The sequence below is a fragment of the Zoogloea sp. genome (assembly GCF_041904905.1).
Classification (GTDB): Bacteria; Pseudomonadota; Gammaproteobacteria; order Burkholderiales; family Rhodocyclaceae; genus Zoogloea.
The window spans coordinates 14,339-30,888 of sequence record NZ_JAYRMI010000001.1 but is presented as its reverse complement, the minus strand read 5'-3'; the positions used below and the strand labels follow the sequence as shown (position 1 = coordinate 30,888).

The following is a 16,550-nucleotide window of genomic DNA, read 5'->3' as shown; positions in this document are numbered from 1 at the left end:
TCCCTAGACTTGGCGCATCCCGTCACCGACACAAAGGAACCCGCCATGCCCCATCGTCTCAAGCGCGGCCTCGCCGCCGCCCTGCTCACCCTGGGCCTCGTCACCCCCGCCCTCGCCCAGCAGACCCTGCTCAACGTCTCCTACGACCCGACCCGCGAGTTCTACCAGGATTTCAACGCCGCCTTCGCCAAGTACTGGAAGAACAAGACCAACGAAACCGTCACCGTCAAACAATCCCACGGCGGCTCGGGCAAGCAGGCCCGCTCGGTGATCGACGGCCTCGAAGCCGACGTGGTCACCCTCGCCCTCGCCTACGACGTGGACGCCCTCGCCGACAAGGCCAGGCTGATCCCCGCCGACTGGCAAAAGCGCCTCCCCCACAACGCCTCCCCCTACACCTCCACCATCGTGTTCCTGGTGCGCAAGGGCAACCCCAAGCAGATCCGCGACTGGAACGATCTGGTCAAGCCCGGCGTCGGCGTCATCACCCCCAACCCCAAGACCTCCGGCGGCGCCCGCTGGAACTACCTCGCCGCCTGGGGCTACGCCCTCAAGCAGCCCGGCGGCAACGACGCCAGCGCCCGCGAGTTCGTCAGAAAGCTCTTCGCCAACGTCAAGGTGCTCGACTCCGGCGCCCGCGGCTCCACCACCACGTTTGTAGAGCGCGGCATCGGCGACGTGCTGATCGCCTGGGAGAACGAAGCCTACCTCGCCATCAAGGAGCTGGGCCCGGACAAGTTCGACCTCGTCACCCCCTCCGTCTCCATCCTCGCCGAGCCGCCGGTGAGCATCGTGGACAAGGTGGTGGACAAGCGCGGCACCCGCAAGCTCGCCACCGCCTACCTCGAATACCTCTACTCCCCCGAAGGCCAGACCCTCGCCGGCGACAACTACTACCGCCCCCGCGACCCGAAGATCGCGGCGAAGTACGCAAAGCAGTTCGCGCCGGTCAAGCTCTTCACCATCGACGACACCTTCGGCGGCTGGACCAAGGCCCAGCAGCTTCACTTCGCCGACGGCGGCATCTTCGACCAGATCGCCACTGTCCGCTGAGGCCGCCCGCCATGCCCCACACCACCCTCATCGTGCCCGGCTTCCTGGGGAGCGGCCCCACGCACTGGCAAAGCTGGATCGAGGCGCAGCTGCCGGGCGCCCGCCGCGTCGCCGACATCGACTGGGAGCGCCCCATCCTCGCCCGCTGGGCCAACGCCGTGCGCGACGCCATCGACCGCGCCCCCGGGCCGGTGTGGGTGGTGGCCCACAGTTTCGGCTGCCTCGCCGCGGCGGTCGCCACCGCCGACCGCCCCGAGCGGGTGGCCGGCCTGATGCTCGTCGCCCCCGCCGACCCCGACCGCTTCACCCCCACCGGCCTGCGCGACACGGCAACCTGGCGCGACGGAGACAGCCTGGCCCGGTGGATTCCCCGCCACACCCTGGCGGTGCCCAGCCTGGTCGTGGCGAGCACCAACGACCCGTGGGTGCGCCTGTCCTCCGCCGCCTACTGGGCCGATTGCTGGGGCAGCCAGCTCGAAAACATCGGCCCCGCCGGGCACATCAACGTGGAATCGGGCCACGGCCCCTGGCCCGCCGGCCTCCAGCTCCTCCAGCGCCTCCAGGCCGCCAGCGAAGACCTGCCCCTGGGCAGCATCGAAGATGGCGCACCCCCCCGGCGGGGCCGCCACAGCGCCCTCGCCCGCCTGCGCCACCGCACCCGCCAGATCGCCGGCCTCTGACCCCGCGCCAGCCGGCGAATCCCTCTCACACCCTTGCGATATCGAATCGCACGGCTGCGAATCCTTCTCGCAGTGCTGCGAGATCGAATCACACACCTGCGAATCCTTCTCGCAGTGCTGCAAGATCGAATCGCACACCTGCAAATCCTTCTCGCAGTGCTGCGATATCGAATCGCACGGCTGAGAATCCTTCTCGCAGTGCTGCGAGATCGAATCGCAGGGCAAAGATCGTCATTCGCAGCCCTCGATGAAGCCGCACCAGGATCGTCTCCGTCACCCACGTCTCCAACGCCCTGGGCACCGTGGTGCCGGTCAAGGAGATCGTCGCCATGGCCCACCAGGCCGGCGCGGTGGCGGTCGTCGATGGCGCCCAGTCGGTATCGCACATGCGGGTGAATGTGCAGGAGATCGGCGCGGACTTCTTCGTCTTCTCCGGCCACAAGGTGTTCGCCCCCACCGGCATCGGCGCGGTGTTCGGCAAGCGGTCCATCCTCGAAGACATGCCCCCGTGGCAGCGACCATGACGGGGACAAGCCTCCGCAAACGAGCTCCTCTCGCACAAGTGATACAAAAGAATGGTGCTGGTTGATAGCCATAGCCATTCGCGCCGCCGGGGCTACGACTTTCTATTCAAATCGTATTTCCCTAGGTTATACTACCATTGATATCCCTAAACGAGGAAATTTCAGCAATGGCAATTGTTGATAGCGGGCACGAAGATGCGGCAGTTGAATACGGCGATCAATTACGCTATTCGACCAGTCTTGTAACACAAGGAAATCACCGTTTTTTCACACTTACCATGCCATCAGATGTGCTGGCTGGCTGTTGTTTTGCTACAAGCAGAGAGGAAGATCCTCTTGTAGGGTTTCAACGCGTTCTCGACGAACGTCGCGCTCAAGAAATTGCCGACTACATGGATTTAGGCTTCGGGACCATTCCAAGCTCCATCGTACTTTCCGCACAACCTGAAGCAAACCTTCAAGTGATCGGCAGGGGGAAAACTCTTGAGTTTTCGTTTCAAAAGTATTCATTCTTAATCATCGATGGGCAGCATCGCGTATTCGGCTTCGCAAAAGCCAACTCGAAACTCAGAGTTCCGGTAGTCATCTACAACGGGCTTACCAAACAACAGGAGTCAAAGCTTTTCATCGATATCAATACAAAGCAGCGACCAGTTCCAAATGAATTACTATTAGACATTAAGAAACTGGCAGACGCAGAGAACAATGACGAGGCGCTACTTCGTGAACTTTTTGACGCATTTGGCGAAGATAGTGATAGCCCACTAATTGGACTGACAAGCCCCTCTTCAAAGGCAAAGGGCAAGATCACTCGCGTAACATTTAACGCTGCAGTCAAACCCGTTCTTTCTTCATTTGCTGCATCATCTAGCTCAACAATATATCCGGCACTACGAAATTACTTAAAAGCCTTCTATCGGGGCCTAAGTGTAATAGACGCCCGAGAGAGTATTGTTAACCCAACTGTTTTTCGAGCGATTTTTGAAATATTTCCAGATGTTGCTCAGCGCGTAGTTGATCGTGCCGGCATCTCTTTCCTTGAGAGTGATTTCGCTAATATACTGACAGGAATCTTTGACAGGGTAAAGCCAGCGCGGTTTAAATCCCCCCCGCGATCCCCAAAAGATCTAGCCGGCGACATGCTTAAAGCTCTGAAATCAGGTTTCATAATAGGTTGATTGTGACAGCAATTGGAAATCTGTTTGCCGACTTCTTGCGTCCGCGATGGATAACTGGACTGAACAAAGTTAGCGTTCCAGGGCCAGGAGTCGAGCCATGGCTTCTAAGCGGCACATATTCGTGGCATTCCAGTCTTGCAGGAACATTGAATTTGGATGTTTCCACGGCACATGAGCGACTTGCCGAAGCAATGGCTGGAGAGATCGCAAGATTCAGTTGTGCTGCCTATGAATCACTTCTGGCTACAGGCTCACATACACACGATCCACGCTCGCTAGGATGGCCGCTGGTCCGGTATTACTACGCCAGCTTTTACACAGCCCATGCTCTGCTAAGACTGTCAGGCACAGGTGTAAATATGTTTTCAGGGCAAACCGCATCATTCTTGAATCAAATCGGCGGACAGTATCTAGGCATGCCACCAAGGATATCGCAAGGGCTTCATATCGTTAAAGTCGACAGAGCGAATCCCAGCATAGTGCAAGTAACTAAGATGGGATCGGGAGCGGGGGGCTCACACGAAGAAATGTGGAAGCTATTTCTCAACCTAATTCAAGACTTGGAAGACGAAATAACTCTGACCTTAGGCGGCGCACAGCAAGCACAAAACACTGTTCAATTATTATCCAAGCTTCGTAATCATCTATGCCGACAAGGGAAAAGTGGCGCATGGCCATCGACTGTTCGCAACAACATTAATTACAGGCATGATTACGGGGTATGGTATCCATACAACAAGCTTAAACCCAAAACCGGCACCAAACTGATCGCACGAATGACGCGCTGGGCCCCAAGAGATCCAGACGGATTTGAAATCGGTCAATCATCAGAAGATTTGACCTGCTTTATTGACGCTTGCAACGTTATGGTACAGCTACTAACAGCTGCATTATCTGACGTTGCACGGCGCACAAATCGCGAAAAATCAAGTTTTGTAGACCGATTACCATTCAAACTCTTGCGCTTAAACCGAGTTGCTGTGTGAAATTTTATTCTTCAAAAACACCACCTTCAAGTTTCACAGCAACGAATCAGGCTCCATTTATCCTAGAATAGCGATAAAGTTCGTCATCCCAACCGGGCATGGCGGCGGCAACATGATCGCCAACGTCACCTTCGAGAAGACCATCTACCACGGCCCCCAAGACTCCCGCAGCGACCCATTATGGATTCACGTCTTTGCCGCATCACCAGAGGAAGATGGAGCGCCCGAACAGATGCCACCTTCGCCGGCCTGGATGCAAACAGGCGATGGTGAGTTGGCAAGCGGCCTGAACTGGAAACCTTGCTTGCGTGCGAGGTCTTTTCGCTGGCGGGTTTGGTTTCCGTTCACCGGCCGTTGGTTACCAATCTGGCGTGAACAGAAACTGTTTTCGCCAGATTGGTAACCAACTTTTCTGGATTGGTTTCTGTTCACGCACGATTGGTTTCTGTTGCATCGAGCTTGGTTTCTTCACCGCGATGAATGGCTTCTGTGCGGGCTGCGTCGCGGACATCACCCGGGCCAGTTCAGGGTGCGCTTTGCCAATCGGCCATCAGCAGAATCAACGGTTTGCGTTACGGAGTGCCGATCTTGAGCAGGAGTTGGGGATTGGCGCCCGGCGTGGGGCGGCGTGGGATAAGGCCGGCCCCCGCAGACAAGAACGGCCACCCGATTTCATCGTGGTGGCCGTTTTGTTGTGGCGCCTGCGTGGTGCAGGTGCCGGGGGCGGGCGAACGCCTTAGTACACTACCGCCTCGCTCTCCGCCTCCGGCCGCAGGGCCGCGCGGACGACGGCTTCGGTGAGGGTCGGCGAGCACAGTTCGATGAAACAGTAGGCAAAGCCGCGCAGGAAGTGGCCCTTGCGCACCGCGATGCGGGTGACGTTCTCGCCGAACAGGTGGCTGCTGGGCAGCATGCGCAGGTTCTGGTCGCGGATCGGGTCGTAGGCCATCGAGGCCACGATGCCGATGCCCAGCCCCAGTTCCACGTAGGCCTTGATGACGTCTGCGTCCAGCGCCGACATCACGATATCCGGCGACAGGCGGGCGGTGGCGAAGGTCTCGTCGATCCGGGCGCGGCCGGTGAAGCCTTCGTGGTAGGTGATGATGGGGTGCTCGGCCACCGCCTCCAGCGTGAGGGGCTCGACGGATTCGAGGGGATGCCCGGCCGGCACGATCACCGAGTGGTGCCAGCCGTAATAGCTGAAGGAGACGAACTCCGGCACCGCGGCCAGGGCCTCGGTGGCGATGCCGATGTCGGCACGGCCATCGAGCAGCATCGCGGCGATCTCGCCGGGGCTGGCCTGGTGCAGCACCAGATGCACCTTGGGGAAGGCCTGCTTGAACTGGGTGACCACCTGGGGCAGCACGTAGCGTGCCTGGGTGTGGGTGGTGGCCACGGTGAGCTGGCCGTGGTCGCGGGCGCTGAACTGGGCGGCGATGGTCTTGATGTTGCGGGCGTCCATCAGCATGCGGTCCACCACATGCACCAGCTCCTGCCCCGGCTCGGTGAGCCCGAGCAGGCGCTTGCCCTTGCGCACGAAGAGTTCGAGCCCAAGCTCGTCCTCCAGATCCTTGATGTGCTTGGAGACGCCCGACTGGGAGGTGAACAGCGCGTTGGCCACCTCGGTCAGGTTGAAGTTGCGCCGCACCGTTTCGTGGATGATGCGCAGTTGCTGGAAGTTCATCGCTCAGATTTCCCAGTTGGGTGCCGGCACCGGGGCGGCGCCGGCCGGATCGCGCCCGAACACGCTCAGGCGCGACGGCACGAGGCGCACCACCTGCCCTTCTTCAACCCCCAGCCGGGCCACTTCGTCGCGGGTGATCTCCACCTCGAAGACCTGCCCGGTAGAGCCATTGAGCCCGTCGAGTTCGACCCGCGCGGTGACGCCGAAGGCGAGGATGCGATTGACCCGCGCCGATACGCCATCGGTGGCCTTGGGGTCGACGACGATGGCGAGTTCATGGGGTCGGGCAAAGGCGACCACTTCGCTGCCGTGGGTCAGATCGACCTTCTCGGCCGAGAGGCGATTATCGGCCACATGCACCGCATCGCCTTCCACCCGGCCGTGGAACAGATTGACCGAGCCCAGGAAGCCATACACGAAGGGCGAGGCCGGGTGGCGATACACCTGCTCGGGCGTGCCCACCTGCTCCACCTTGCCGTGGTCCATCAGCACCACGCGGTCGGCCACTTCCAGGGCTTCTTCCTGGTCGTGGGTGACGAAGATGGAGGTGATGTGCAGCTCGTCGTGCAGCCGGCGCAGCCAGCGGCGCAGCTCCTTGCGCACCTTGGCATCCAGCGCGCCGAAGGGCTCGTCGAGGAGCAGCACCCGCGGCTCTACCGCCAGCGCCCGGGCCAGCGCGATGCGCTGCCGCTGGCCGCCGGAGAGCTGGGCCGGGAAGCGGTCCGCCACCCAGTCGAGCTGCACGAGCTTGAGCAGTTCGGTGACCTTGGCCTTGATCTCGGCCTTGGAGGGGCGCTGGGCGCGCGGCTTCATGCGCATCCCGAAGGCCACGTTGTCGAACACGGTCATGTGGCGGAACAGGGCGTAGTGCTGGAACACGAAGCCCACCTGGCGCTCTCGCACGTGGGTGTCGGAGGCGTCGGCGCCGTCGAGCAGCACCTGGCCGGCGTCGGCGGTCTCCAGCCCGGCGATGATGCGCAGCAGGGTGGTCTTGCCGCAGCCGGAGGGGCCCAGCAGGGCCACCAGCTCGCCGGTGGGGAAATCGAGGGATACGTCCTTCAGCGCGGTAAAGCTGCCGAACTCTTTGCGGATGTTCTTGACTTCGATGCTCATTTCATTCGTCCTCGGATGCTGCAGCCTTGCCGGCCTGACGCTCGACCCACACCTTGATGACCAGCGTCACCAGGGCCAGAAGGGCCAGCAGGGATGCCACCGCAAACGCGGCCGCAAACTGGTATTCGTTGTAGAGAATCTCCACGTGGAGCGGCATGGTGTTGGTCTGGCCACGGATATGGCCCGACACCACGCTCACCGCGCCAAACTCGCCCATCGCCCGGGCGTTGCACAGGATCACCCCGTACAGCAGGCCCCACTTCACGTTGGGCAGCGTCACATGCCAGAAGGTCTGCCAGCCCCGCGCGCCCAGCACCACGGCGGCCTCTTCCTCCTCCTTGCCCTGGGCTTCCATCAGCGGGATCAGCTCCCGCGCCACGAAGGGGAAGGTCACGAAGACAGTGGCCAGCACGATGCCGGGCACCGCGAAGATCACCTTCACGTCGTGATCCGACAGCCACGGGCCAAACCAGCCCTGGGCGCCGAACACCAGCACGTAGATCAGGCCCGACACCACCGGCGACACCGAGAACGGCAGGTCGATCAGGGTGATGAGGAAGTGCTTGCCCCGGAACTCGAACTTGGTGATCGACCACGCCGCGGCCACGCCGAAGACGAGGTTGAGGGGCACCGAGATCAGCGCGGCGGTGAGGGTGAGCTTGATCGCCGACAGGGCGTCGGGGTCGAGCAGCGCGCCCCAGTAAGTGTCCCAGCCCTTGCGCAGCGCCTCGTAGAACACGGCGATGAGCGGCAGCAGCAGGAACACCGCGAAGAAGGTCAGCGACACCCCGATGATGGCCCACTTGACGAGGGCCGGCTCGCGGGTGGCGGCCTTGGATTCAAAACGGGCGGCGTGATCCGCCGACCCGTGCAATGCAGCAGCGGCGCCAGCCATCAGCGGGCCCTCCCGGTACGTTTGGCCGTCCAGGCCTGCAGGCCGTTGATGATGAGCAGCAGGATGAACGAGAAGATCAGCATCACCACCGCCACCGAGGTGGCGCCGGCGTAGTCGTATTGCTCCAGCTTGGTGATGATCATCAGCGGGGTGATCTCGGACACCAGCGGAATGTTGCCGGCGATGAAGATCACCGAGCCGTACTCACCCACGGCGCGGGCAAAGGCCAGCGCAAAGCCGGTGAGGAGCGCCGGGAACAGCGTGGGCAGCACCACATGCACGAAGGCCTGCCAGCGGCTGGCGCCCAGGCTCACCGCGGCTTCCTCGTATTCGGTGTCGAGGTCTTCCAGGATGGGCTGCACCGTGCGCACCACAAAGGGCAGGCCGATGAAGATCAGCGCCACCAGAATGCCCAGCGGGGTGAACGCCACCTGGATGCCCAGCGGGTCGAGCAGGCTGCCGACCCAGCCGTTCTTGGCGTAGAGCGCGGTGAGCGCGATGCCGGCCACCGCGGTGGGCAGCGCGAAGGGCAGATCCACCAGCGCATCCACCAGCCGCTTGCCGGGGAAGGAGTAGCGTACCAGCGCCCAGGCCAGCAGCAGCCCGAACACCGCGTTGATCGCCGCGGCGATCAGCGAGGCGCCGAAGGACAGCTTGTAGGACGCCAGCACCCGCGGCGAGGTGGCCGCATCCCAGAAGTGCTCGAAGCCCAGCGAGCCCGCCTTCAGGAACACCGCCACCAGCGGGATCAGGACGATCAGCGAGAGGTAGGCCAGGGTGTAGCCCAGGCTCAGGCCGAAACCGGGCAGCACGCGATGAGTGGCGGTAGTCATCGTTTCACCGCGATCTGGTCATAGATGCCGCCGTCGGCAAAGTGGGTCTTCTGCACGGCTTCCCAGCTGCCGAATTTCTCCTCCACCGTGAAGGTGCGGATCGCCGGGAAGCGCGCCGCGTACTTCTTGGCCACCGCCGGGTCACGCGGGCGGAAGTAATGCTTGGCGATGATCTCCTGCCCTTCGGGCGAGTACAGGTAGTTGAGGTAGGCGGTGGCCTGCTTGCGGGTGCCCTTCTTGTCCACCACCTTGTTCACGATGGCCACCGGCGCCGAGGCGTCGATGGAGAGGGACGGGTACACCACGTCGAACTGGTCGCCGCCCACTTCGTTGTCGATCAGCACCGCCTCGTTCTCGAAGGTGACCAGCACATCGCCAATGCCCCGCTGGGTGAAGGTGGTGGTGGCGCCGCGGCCGCCGCCGTCGAACACCGGCACGTTGGCGAACAGCTTGCCGACGAAGTCCTTCGCCGCGGCGTCGTTACCCCCCTTCGAGAGCGCGTAGCCCCACGCCGCCAGGTAGGTGTAGCGGCCGTTGCCGGAGGTCTTGGGGTTGGGGATCACCACGCTCACGCCGGCGCGGGCCAGATCGTTCCAATCCTTGATGCCCTTGGGGTTGCCCTTGCGCACCAGGAAGATGGTGGCCGAGGTGTAGGGCGCGGCGGCGTTGGGGAAGGCCTTGCGCCAGTCGGCCGAGGCGGCGCCGGATCGCGCCAGCACATCCACGTCGGCCGCCTGATTCATGGTGACCACGTCGGCGTCGAGGCCGGCGATCACCGACTGGATCTGCTTGCTCGACCCGCCGTGGGACTGGTTGATGGTGAGCTTCTCGCCGGTGGTCTTCTGCCAGTGGGCGACGAAGGCCGGGTTGATCTCCTTGTACAGCTCCCGCGACACGTCGTACGAGACGTTGAGCAAGGTGGCGTTGGCCGCCGCGGGGCCGGCCGACACGATCGACAGGGCCGCCAGCAGGCCGAACACGGGACGCACGGAAAATTTGGGGAAGGACATTCGGGCTCTCCTTGGGATGGGTTATTGGCCCAAGTATAAAAACCGTCTATCCCCTTCCCAACGAATAAAAAAGGCTTTGTTTATTCCGAAAAAGAAAATAGAAGCACAAGCGACAGCCCGGCGGATCAGTTCAGCCCCGCCAGCCGCGCCCGCAGTTCGGTGGCCGAATGGCGGCAGAACACCATCGGCACGCCCAGCTCCCGAGCCTGCCGCCGCACATGCTGCATCAGCATGTGGCTGGCCCGGTCGCACACGAACACCACCAGCCGGGTGCGCCGCGACAGCTGCCGCCTGCCGTCTCCGGCCTTGCGCCCGGGCCAGTGGTCCACCTCCCGGATTCCCAGCCGATCCGCCACCCGATCTATCTCGGCGCGGATCGTCTCGACGCGATCGGCGCCCACGATCAAGGCCTGCATTCTGAAACCTCCCGTCGGTTCGGTGACTCAAAGCCACGACGGGGCCAGTCTCGCGCGCTGCCGCGAATGACGGAACCAAACATTTTCGCAAAGCTAATCCGACGGCCTGGAATAAGCTTTCCAGGCCCCGGATCACCTGGAGCCCACGCCATGCCTCACCCAAGCCCGACGCGAACAAGCCTGAGCACCATCGGCGTGCTGGCGGCCCTGGCCCTGTCGGGCTGCGCCAGCCTGCTGGGCCCCGGCCTGCAACCCGGGGTCAGCACCCGGGCCGATCTGGACGCGAGCATGGGCGCCCCGGCCATGCGCTGGGCAGAGGCCGACGGCGGCGAGCGTCTCGCCTACCCCTTCGGGCCGGCGGGGTTTCAGACCTGGATGGCGGTGGTGAGCCCGAACGGGCGGCTGGTGAGCATCGAGAACGTGCTGGAGGAAACCCACTTCGCCCGCATCCAGGCCGGCATGAGCCAGGACGAGGTGCTGCGCACCCTGGGGCCGCCCTACCCGGGCTGGACGATCTACTACAAGGCCCGCGACGAGCTGGTGTGGGAATGGCGTTACTGCGATGTGTTCCGCGAGCCCGCCCGCTTCGACGTGCTGTTCGACGGCACCACCGGCAAGGTGCGCAGCACCCTCAGCAGCCCCGAACGCCTGTCGATGCCGTGGGGCCGCGGCAACCGGCGCGACTGGTGCAGCCGCTAGCAGCGGCGGCTCATTCCGGTACGCGGGCCAGGAGCACCTTGTCCACCCGGTTGCGGTCCATGTCCATCACCTCGAAGCGCCAGCCAGCGGCCACGAAGTGATCGGTCGCCATCGGGATGCGCCCCAGCACGTGCATGATGAAGCCGCCCACGGTGTTGAACGAGCGCTCCTCCTCGCCCGGCAGGTCGTCGCCGATGTCGAGCACCGACTTGAGCCGCTCGATGCCCACGTCGCCATCCACCAGCCACGAGCCGTCCTCCCGCTGGAGCATGTCGCGGTCTTCGGGCGCCTCGGGCACCGACAGCTCGCCGACGATGGCCGCCAGCACGTCGGTCAGCGTCACCAGGCCCTGCACCTCGCCGTACTCGTCGACGATCAGCGCAAACTGCAGCCGGGCGCGCCGGAAGCTCTCCAGGAGCTGTTGGGTGGTCACCGACTCGGGCACGTAGAGCGGCGGGCGCAGCAGGCACTCCAGATCCGACACCGTCACCCCGCCGCCGGGCAGCGCGGCCTTCAGCAGGTCGCTCTTCTGGAGCACGCCCACCACGTGCTCCAGCCCGTCCCGGCACACCACCAGCCGCGAGAACGGCGTCTCGACGATGGTCTGCCAGCAGCTGGCCTCGTCCTCGTCCAGATCCACCACCACCATGTCGCGGCGCGGGGTCATGATCGCGGAGATGCGCTGCTCGTCCAGCCGCAGCACGTTGGAGACGATCTCCTGCTCGCTCTCGTGGAACACCCCGGCCTCGGCGCCCTGCTCCATCAGCACCTTGATCTCGTCGTCGGTGACCGGCGGCTCCTCCCGGCGGCGGGCACCCAGCAGGCGCAGGATCACCGAACAGGAGCCCGACAGCACCACCACCAGCGGGTGGGTGAGGCGGGCCAGGATCATCATCGGGCGCGACATCAGCGACGCGATGCCCTCCGGCGCCAGCAGCGCCAGCCGCTTGGGCACCAGCTCGCCGACGACCACCGAGAAGTAGGTCAGCGTCACCACGGTAATGGTCAGCGCCACACCGCGGGCGTAGGGTTCCATGACGGAGAAGCTGCCCAGCCAGGCAGAGAGGGGGTCGGCCAGGGCGGCCTCGCCGATGGCGCCGCTCAGAATGCCCACCAGGGTGATGCCCACCTGGATCGTGGACAGGAAACTCGACGGTTCCTGGTTCAGCTTGAGGGCGGCCTCGGCCCCCAGGCTGCCATCGTCGGCAAGGTTCTGCAGCCGCGCCTTGCGGGACGAGACGACGGCCATTTCGGACATGGCGAACACGCCATTGAGAAGAATCAACAGGACAATCAGCAATAAATCCATTGAAGAGGCCACCCCAGGATCGACACGACCGGTGGCCCGGGAACCGGAACGGCGCCTATTGTAGCGTCACCCGCCCCGCGGCACGACCCGTTGCGCCGCCAACCCTCCCGGGCCGGCCGGGCAAAAACCGCCACGCCCGCGGCCCGGCCGTCTACAATCCGGCCGATGTTTGCGCCGCAACCTTCGTCCCACCGCCTCACCCTCGCCCTCGCGGCGTCGCTCCTGATCCACGGGCTGCTCCTGCTGATCCACATCCGGCAACCCGAGCCAACCGCCACCCCGCCGCGCCTGGAAGCGCGCCTCGCCCCCCGCGCCACCGCCCGCCCCGACGCCGCCCCGCCCCCGCCGCCGCCCAAGGCGGCCCGCACCGAACCCCGGCCTCGCCCCAAGGCCGGCAACACCCCGCCCGCGCCGCGCATCCTCACCGCCCGCAAGCCCGACCCGGCCGTCGCCCGCCCCGACGAATCCACGCCCAAATGGAGCGTCGCCCAGAAGGAAGAGATGGATCGCTTCCTCGACGACCTCGCCACCGAAGCCAGGGCCCGCCCCGCTCCCCAACCCCAGGCCAAGCCCGATCTCGCCGAACGCGCCCTCGGCATGGCCCGCGAGATGGCCCGGGACAGCGCCCGCCAGGGCAGCCGGCGCCGCGCCGACGACCCGCTCGACCTCGTCGAGCGCATCCCCGACAGCCCGCCCATCGACCCCCTGAGCCTGGAGTTCTACCTCGACTCCCTGGTCAAGAAGCTCAACCGCAGCGCCGGCTTCGTGAAGAACGACCCCCGCGCGCGGGGCCTTCAGCCGGCCTCGGTGGAAGTCCGCCTCAACCCCGACGGCAGCCTGAAGAGCTTCGTCGTCGTGCGCAGCGGCGACCAGCACGAGGAGATCGGCTTCGTCCGCTCGGTGGTCAATCAGGCCGCGCCCTTTGCCGCCTTCCCGCCGGACATCGCCCGCTCCGCCCGCTCCCTGGCGCTGATGATCTGCATCCAGCCCCCCAGCCTGGGCGGCGGCGGCTTCGGCTTCACCCGAAAATCCGGCAGCGGCTGCTAGCGCCTGCGGCCCCGAAGTGCGTAAGCTGCAAGCCTGACGCTCGCGCCGCTCGGCGCCAACTCGGGAGCGCATGCCATGCCCGTCCTTCTCGCCCTCGACCAGGGCACCAGCAGCAGCCGCGCCATCGTCTTCGACGAATCCGGCACCGCCCTCGCGGTGGCCCAGCAGGAATTTCGGCAGTATTACCCCCAGCCCGGCTGGGTGGAGCACGACGCCCTCGAGATCTGGCGCACCCAGCTCGACTGCGCCCGCCGCGCCCTCGCCAGCGCCGGCCTCAGCGCCCGCGACGTGGCCGCCATCGGCATCGCCAACCAGCGCGAAACCTCCGTGCTGTGGGACCGCCGCAGCGGCCAGCCCCTCGCCCCCGCCATCGTCTGGCAAGACCGCCGCACCGCGCCCGCCTGCGAAGCCCTGCGCGCCGCCGGCCACGTGGGGCCGATCCGCGCGCGCAGCGGGCTGGAGCTTGACGCCTATTTCTCCGCCACCAAGCTCGCCTGGCTGCTCGATCAAATCCCGGACGCCCGCCGCCGGGCCGAAGCCGGCGAACTCGCCTTCGGCACCATCGACAGCTGGCTGGTGTGGCAGCTCACCGGCGGGCGCCGCCACGTCACCGACCCCAGCAACGCCGCGCGCACGATGCTCTTCGACATCCACCGCCAGCGCTGGGACGACGACCTCCTCGCCCTGTTCGACGTCCCCCGCATCTTGCTGCCCGAGGTCGTGCCCACCAGCGGCGTGCTCGGCGCCAGCGACCCCGCGCTGTTCGGCGCCGCGATCCCCATCGGCGGGCTCGCCGGCGACCAGCAAGCCGCCACCTTCGGCCAGGCCTGCCACACGCCCGGCAGCGCCAAGAACACCTACGGCACCGGCTGCTTCCTGATGCTGAACACCGGCGCCCAGCCCGTCGCCTCCGCCAACCGCCTGCTCACCACCGTCGGCTGGCGGCTTGGCGACGCCGCACCCACCTACATGCTCGAGGGCAGCGTCTTCATCGGCGGCGCGGTGGTGCGCTGGCTGCGGGACGGGCTGGGGATCATCCAACGAACCGACGACGTGGAAGCCCTCGCCGCCAGCGTGCCCGACACCCACGGCGCGGTGCTCGTGCCCGCCTTCGCCGGCCTCGGCGCGCCCTATTGGGATGGCGCTGCCCGCGGCACCCTGGTCGGCCTCACCGCCGGCGTCACCCGCGCCCACATCGCCCGCGCCGCGCTGGACGCCATCGCCCTGCAGACCGTCGATCTGGTGGACGCCATGAACCGCGACGGCGCCGGCCCCCTTCGCGAGCTGCGGGTCGACGGCGGCGCCGCCCGCAACAACCTGCTGATGCAGACCCAGGCCGACCTGCTGGGCGTGCCGACGATCCGCCCCCGCCAGATCGAGACCACCGCCCTGGGCGCCGCCTACTTTGCCGGGCTGGCCGTGGGCGTGTGGCGCAACCCCGCCGAACTCGCTGCCCACTGGCAAGCCGAGCGCGTCTTCGAGCCCGCCCGCGGCGACGACTGGCGCCAGGCCCGCCTCGCCGAGTGGCGCCGGGCGGTGGAGCGGGCACGCCACTGGGCCGCCTGAGAGCCACGCCCCGCTGGGACGTGCTGGTGATCGGCGGCGGCGCCACCGGGCTGGGCTGCGCCGTGGATGCCGCGGCCCGCGGCCACGCCACCCTGCTCCTCGAAGCCCACGACTTCGCCCAGGGCACCAGCTCCCGCTCCACCAAGCTGATTCACGGCGGCGTGCGCTACCTCGCCCAGGGGCGGATCGGCCTCGTCCGTGAAGCCCTGGCGGAGCGCTCGATCCTCCTCGCCAACGCGCCTCACCTCGTCCATCCCCAGCGCTTCGTGGTGCCGGTGTATCGCCAGTGGGACAGACTGATGCTCGGCGTCGGGCTCACCGCCTACGACTGGCTGGCCGGGCGTCACAGCCTGGGCCCCAGCCGGCTGCTGTCGCCCGCCGACACCCTCGCCGCACTACCCGGCGTGCGTCGCGAGGGCCTCGTCGGCGGCATCGCCTACCAGGACGCCCGCTTCGACGACGCGCGCCTCGCCGTCAGCCTGATGCGCACGGTGTTCGACCTGGGCGGGCTGGCGCTCAACCGCCTGCCCGTCACCGCCCTGCGCCACGCGGCGGGCCGCATCGCCGGCGTCGACGCGCGGGACGCCGAAACCGACGAGGTCTTCGCCGTCGCCGCCAAAGCCGTCATCAACGCCGCCGGCGTGTGGGCCGACGACGTGCGCCACCTCGACGACCCCGCCTCGCCGCCCCAGCTCACCCCCAGCCAGGGCGCCCATCTGGTGATCGACCGGGATTTCCTCCCCGCCGACACCGCCCTGCTGATCCCCAAAACCCCCGACGGCCGGGTGCTGTTCGCGATCCCCTGGCAGGGCAAGGTGCTGCTTGGCACCACCGACACCCCGCGCCGCGATACCCCACTGGAACCCCAGCCGCTGGCCGCGGAGATCGACTTCATCCTCGCCACCGCCGGCCGCTACCTGAGCCGCCCGCCCAGCCGGGCCGACGTGCGGAGCGCCTTTGCCGGGCTGCGCCCGCTGATCGGCGCCGGCCAGGGCGGCAACACCGCCGGACTGTCGCGGGAACACCTCATCCAGGTCTCGCCGGCCGGGCTGGTGTCGGTGGCTGGGGGCAAATGGACCACCTACCGGCACATGGCCCGGCAGATCGTCGACCGGGCCGAAGCCGTCGCCGGCCTGCCCCGGCGCCCCTGCGCCACCGCCACCCTGCGCCTCCACGGCGCCACCGCCGGGCCGTGCGACGACGTGCTAGGCACCGACCGCCCGCTGGCCGACGCCCTGCCCGGCGCCGGTGTGCGGCTCCACCCGCGCCTGACGCTCACCGAAGCCGAGGTGCGCCACGCTGTGCGCCACGAACTGGCGCGGGACGTGGACGACATCCTCGCCCGCCGCCACCGGGCGCTGTTCGTCGACGCCCGGGCCGCCAGCGAAGCGGCCGACGCGGTCGCCGCGATTCTGGCCGACGAGCTGGGCTGGCACGACGAACGCCGCCGTGAACGCACAAAAGCCTTCCACCGGCTGGCAGAAGGCTTTTGTGTGAAACCGGCGCTGTGAAACCCGCGCAATCGGGGCAACGATCAACCGGCCATTATTGCCACAT

General features: G+C 65.9%; 17 protein-coding genes. 10 read left to right on the top strand and 7 right to left on the bottom strand.

All coding sequences use genetic code 11. From position 1 onward, the window contains the following. Window positions 1-45 precede the first annotated feature (45 nt). The 6 genes from ACE3N6_RS00145 (at window position 46) to ACE3N6_RS00120 (ending at window position 4,824) form a co-directional block, all read left to right on the top strand. The gene (locus tag ACE3N6_RS00145; protein WP_374243130.1) at window positions 46-1,053 is read left to right on the top strand and encodes a sulfate ABC transporter substrate-binding protein; all 1,008 of its coding nucleotides are present in this window, start codon (window positions 46-48) and stop codon (window positions 1,051-1,053) included. Between the two features lie 11 nt (window positions 1,054-1,064). Then, the gene (locus tag ACE3N6_RS00140) at window positions 1,065-1,733 is read left to right on the top strand and encodes an RBBP9/YdeN family alpha/beta hydrolase (RefSeq protein WP_374243129.1); all 669 of its coding nucleotides are present in this window, start codon (window positions 1,065-1,067) and stop codon (window positions 1,731-1,733) included. Window positions 1,734-1,996: 263 nt separating this feature from the next. Further along, the gene (locus ACE3N6_RS00135) at window positions 1,997-2,257 is read left to right on the top strand and encodes an aminotransferase class V-fold PLP-dependent enzyme (protein ID WP_374243254.1); all 261 of its coding nucleotides are present in this window, start codon (window positions 1,997-1,999) and stop codon (window positions 2,255-2,257) included. Between the two features lie 167 nt (window positions 2,258-2,424). Continuing rightward, a complete protein-coding gene (locus ACE3N6_RS00130) occupies window positions 2,425-3,435 on the top strand; it encodes a DGQHR domain-containing protein (protein ID WP_374243128.1) in 1,011 nt (336 codons plus the stop codon). A 152-nt stretch (window positions 3,436-3,587) separates the two neighbouring features. Then, a complete protein-coding gene (locus ACE3N6_RS00125) occupies window positions 3,588-4,421 on the top strand; it encodes a hypothetical protein (RefSeq protein ID WP_374243127.1) in 834 nt (277 codons plus the stop codon). Window positions 4,422-4,533: 112 nt separating this feature from the next. Then, window positions 4,534-4,824, top strand: coding sequence for a hypothetical protein (locus tag ACE3N6_RS00120; protein WP_374243126.1), 291 nt, complete (start codon window positions 4,534-4,536; stop codon window positions 4,822-4,824). 333 nt (window positions 4,825-5,157) lie between these two features. Here ACE3N6_RS00120 and ACE3N6_RS00115 read toward each other — a convergent pair whose 3' ends face one another. From ACE3N6_RS00115 to ACE3N6_RS00090, 6 genes are all read right to left on the bottom strand, one after another. Beyond that, window positions 5,158-6,105, bottom strand: a complete 948-nt coding sequence (locus ACE3N6_RS00115; RefSeq protein WP_374243125.1) for a CysB family HTH-type transcriptional regulator — start codon at window positions 6,103-6,105, stop codon at window positions 5,158-5,160. 3 nt (window positions 6,106-6,108) lie between these two features. Further along, on the bottom strand, window positions 6,109-7,218 hold the full coding sequence (locus ACE3N6_RS00110) for a sulfate/molybdate ABC transporter ATP-binding protein (protein ID WP_374243124.1): 1,110 nt from the start codon (window positions 7,216-7,218) through the stop codon (window positions 6,109-6,111). Between the two features lies 1 nt (window position 7,219). Next, complete coding sequence (gene cysW / locus ACE3N6_RS00105) at window positions 7,220-8,113, bottom strand: sulfate ABC transporter permease subunit CysW (protein ID WP_374243123.1); 894 nt, start codon at window positions 8,111-8,113, stop codon at window positions 7,220-7,222. Next, entirely contained in the window at window positions 8,113-8,946 is an 834-nt protein-coding gene (cysT, locus tag ACE3N6_RS00100; protein WP_374243122.1) for a sulfate ABC transporter permease subunit CysT, read from the bottom strand. The genes cysW and cysT overlap by 1 nt, the downstream gene beginning before the upstream one ends. Continuing rightward, entirely contained in the window at window positions 8,943-9,956 is a 1,014-nt protein-coding gene (locus ACE3N6_RS00095; RefSeq protein WP_374243121.1) for a sulfate ABC transporter substrate-binding protein, read from the bottom strand. The genes cysT and ACE3N6_RS00095 overlap by 4 nt, the downstream gene beginning before the upstream one ends. Before the next feature lie 125 nt (window positions 9,957-10,081). After that, on the bottom strand, window positions 10,082-10,372 hold the full coding sequence (locus tag ACE3N6_RS00090) for a DUF2325 domain-containing protein (protein WP_374243120.1): 291 nt from the start codon (window positions 10,370-10,372) through the stop codon (window positions 10,082-10,084). A gap of 150 nt (window positions 10,373-10,522) precedes the next feature. On the opposite strand from ACE3N6_RS00090, the gene ACE3N6_RS00085 reads away from it, so the two are divergent. Then, complete coding sequence (locus tag ACE3N6_RS00085) at window positions 10,523-11,071, top strand: hypothetical protein (protein ID WP_374243119.1); 549 nt, start codon at window positions 10,523-10,525, stop codon at window positions 11,069-11,071. Window positions 11,072-11,081: 10 nt separating this feature from the next. Here the strand turns inward: ACE3N6_RS00085 and ACE3N6_RS00080 are convergent, their stop codons facing one another. Then, on the bottom strand, window positions 11,082-12,380 hold the full coding sequence (locus tag ACE3N6_RS00080; protein WP_374243118.1) for a hemolysin family protein: 1,299 nt from the start codon (window positions 12,378-12,380) through the stop codon (window positions 11,082-11,084). Between the two features lie 165 nt (window positions 12,381-12,545). Here ACE3N6_RS00080 and ACE3N6_RS00075 point away from each other — a divergent pair, with 165 nt between their 5' ends. The 3 genes from ACE3N6_RS00075 (at window position 12,546) to ACE3N6_RS00065 (ending at window position 16,504) form a co-directional block, all read left to right on the top strand. Beyond that, window positions 12,546-13,427 (top strand): hypothetical protein, encoded by an 882-nt coding sequence (locus ACE3N6_RS00075; protein ID WP_374243117.1) that lies wholly within the window; start codon window positions 12,546-12,548, stop codon window positions 13,425-13,427. 75 nt (window positions 13,428-13,502) lie between these two features. Then, a complete protein-coding gene (glpK, locus tag ACE3N6_RS00070; RefSeq protein ID WP_374243116.1) occupies window positions 13,503-14,993 on the top strand; it encodes a glycerol kinase GlpK in 1,491 nt (496 codons plus the stop codon). A gap of 20 nt (window positions 14,994-15,013) precedes the next feature. Next, window positions 15,014-16,504, top strand: coding sequence for a glycerol-3-phosphate dehydrogenase/oxidase (locus tag ACE3N6_RS00065; protein WP_374243115.1), 1,491 nt, complete (start codon window positions 15,014-15,016; stop codon window positions 16,502-16,504). Window positions 16,505-16,550 lie beyond the last annotated feature (46 nt).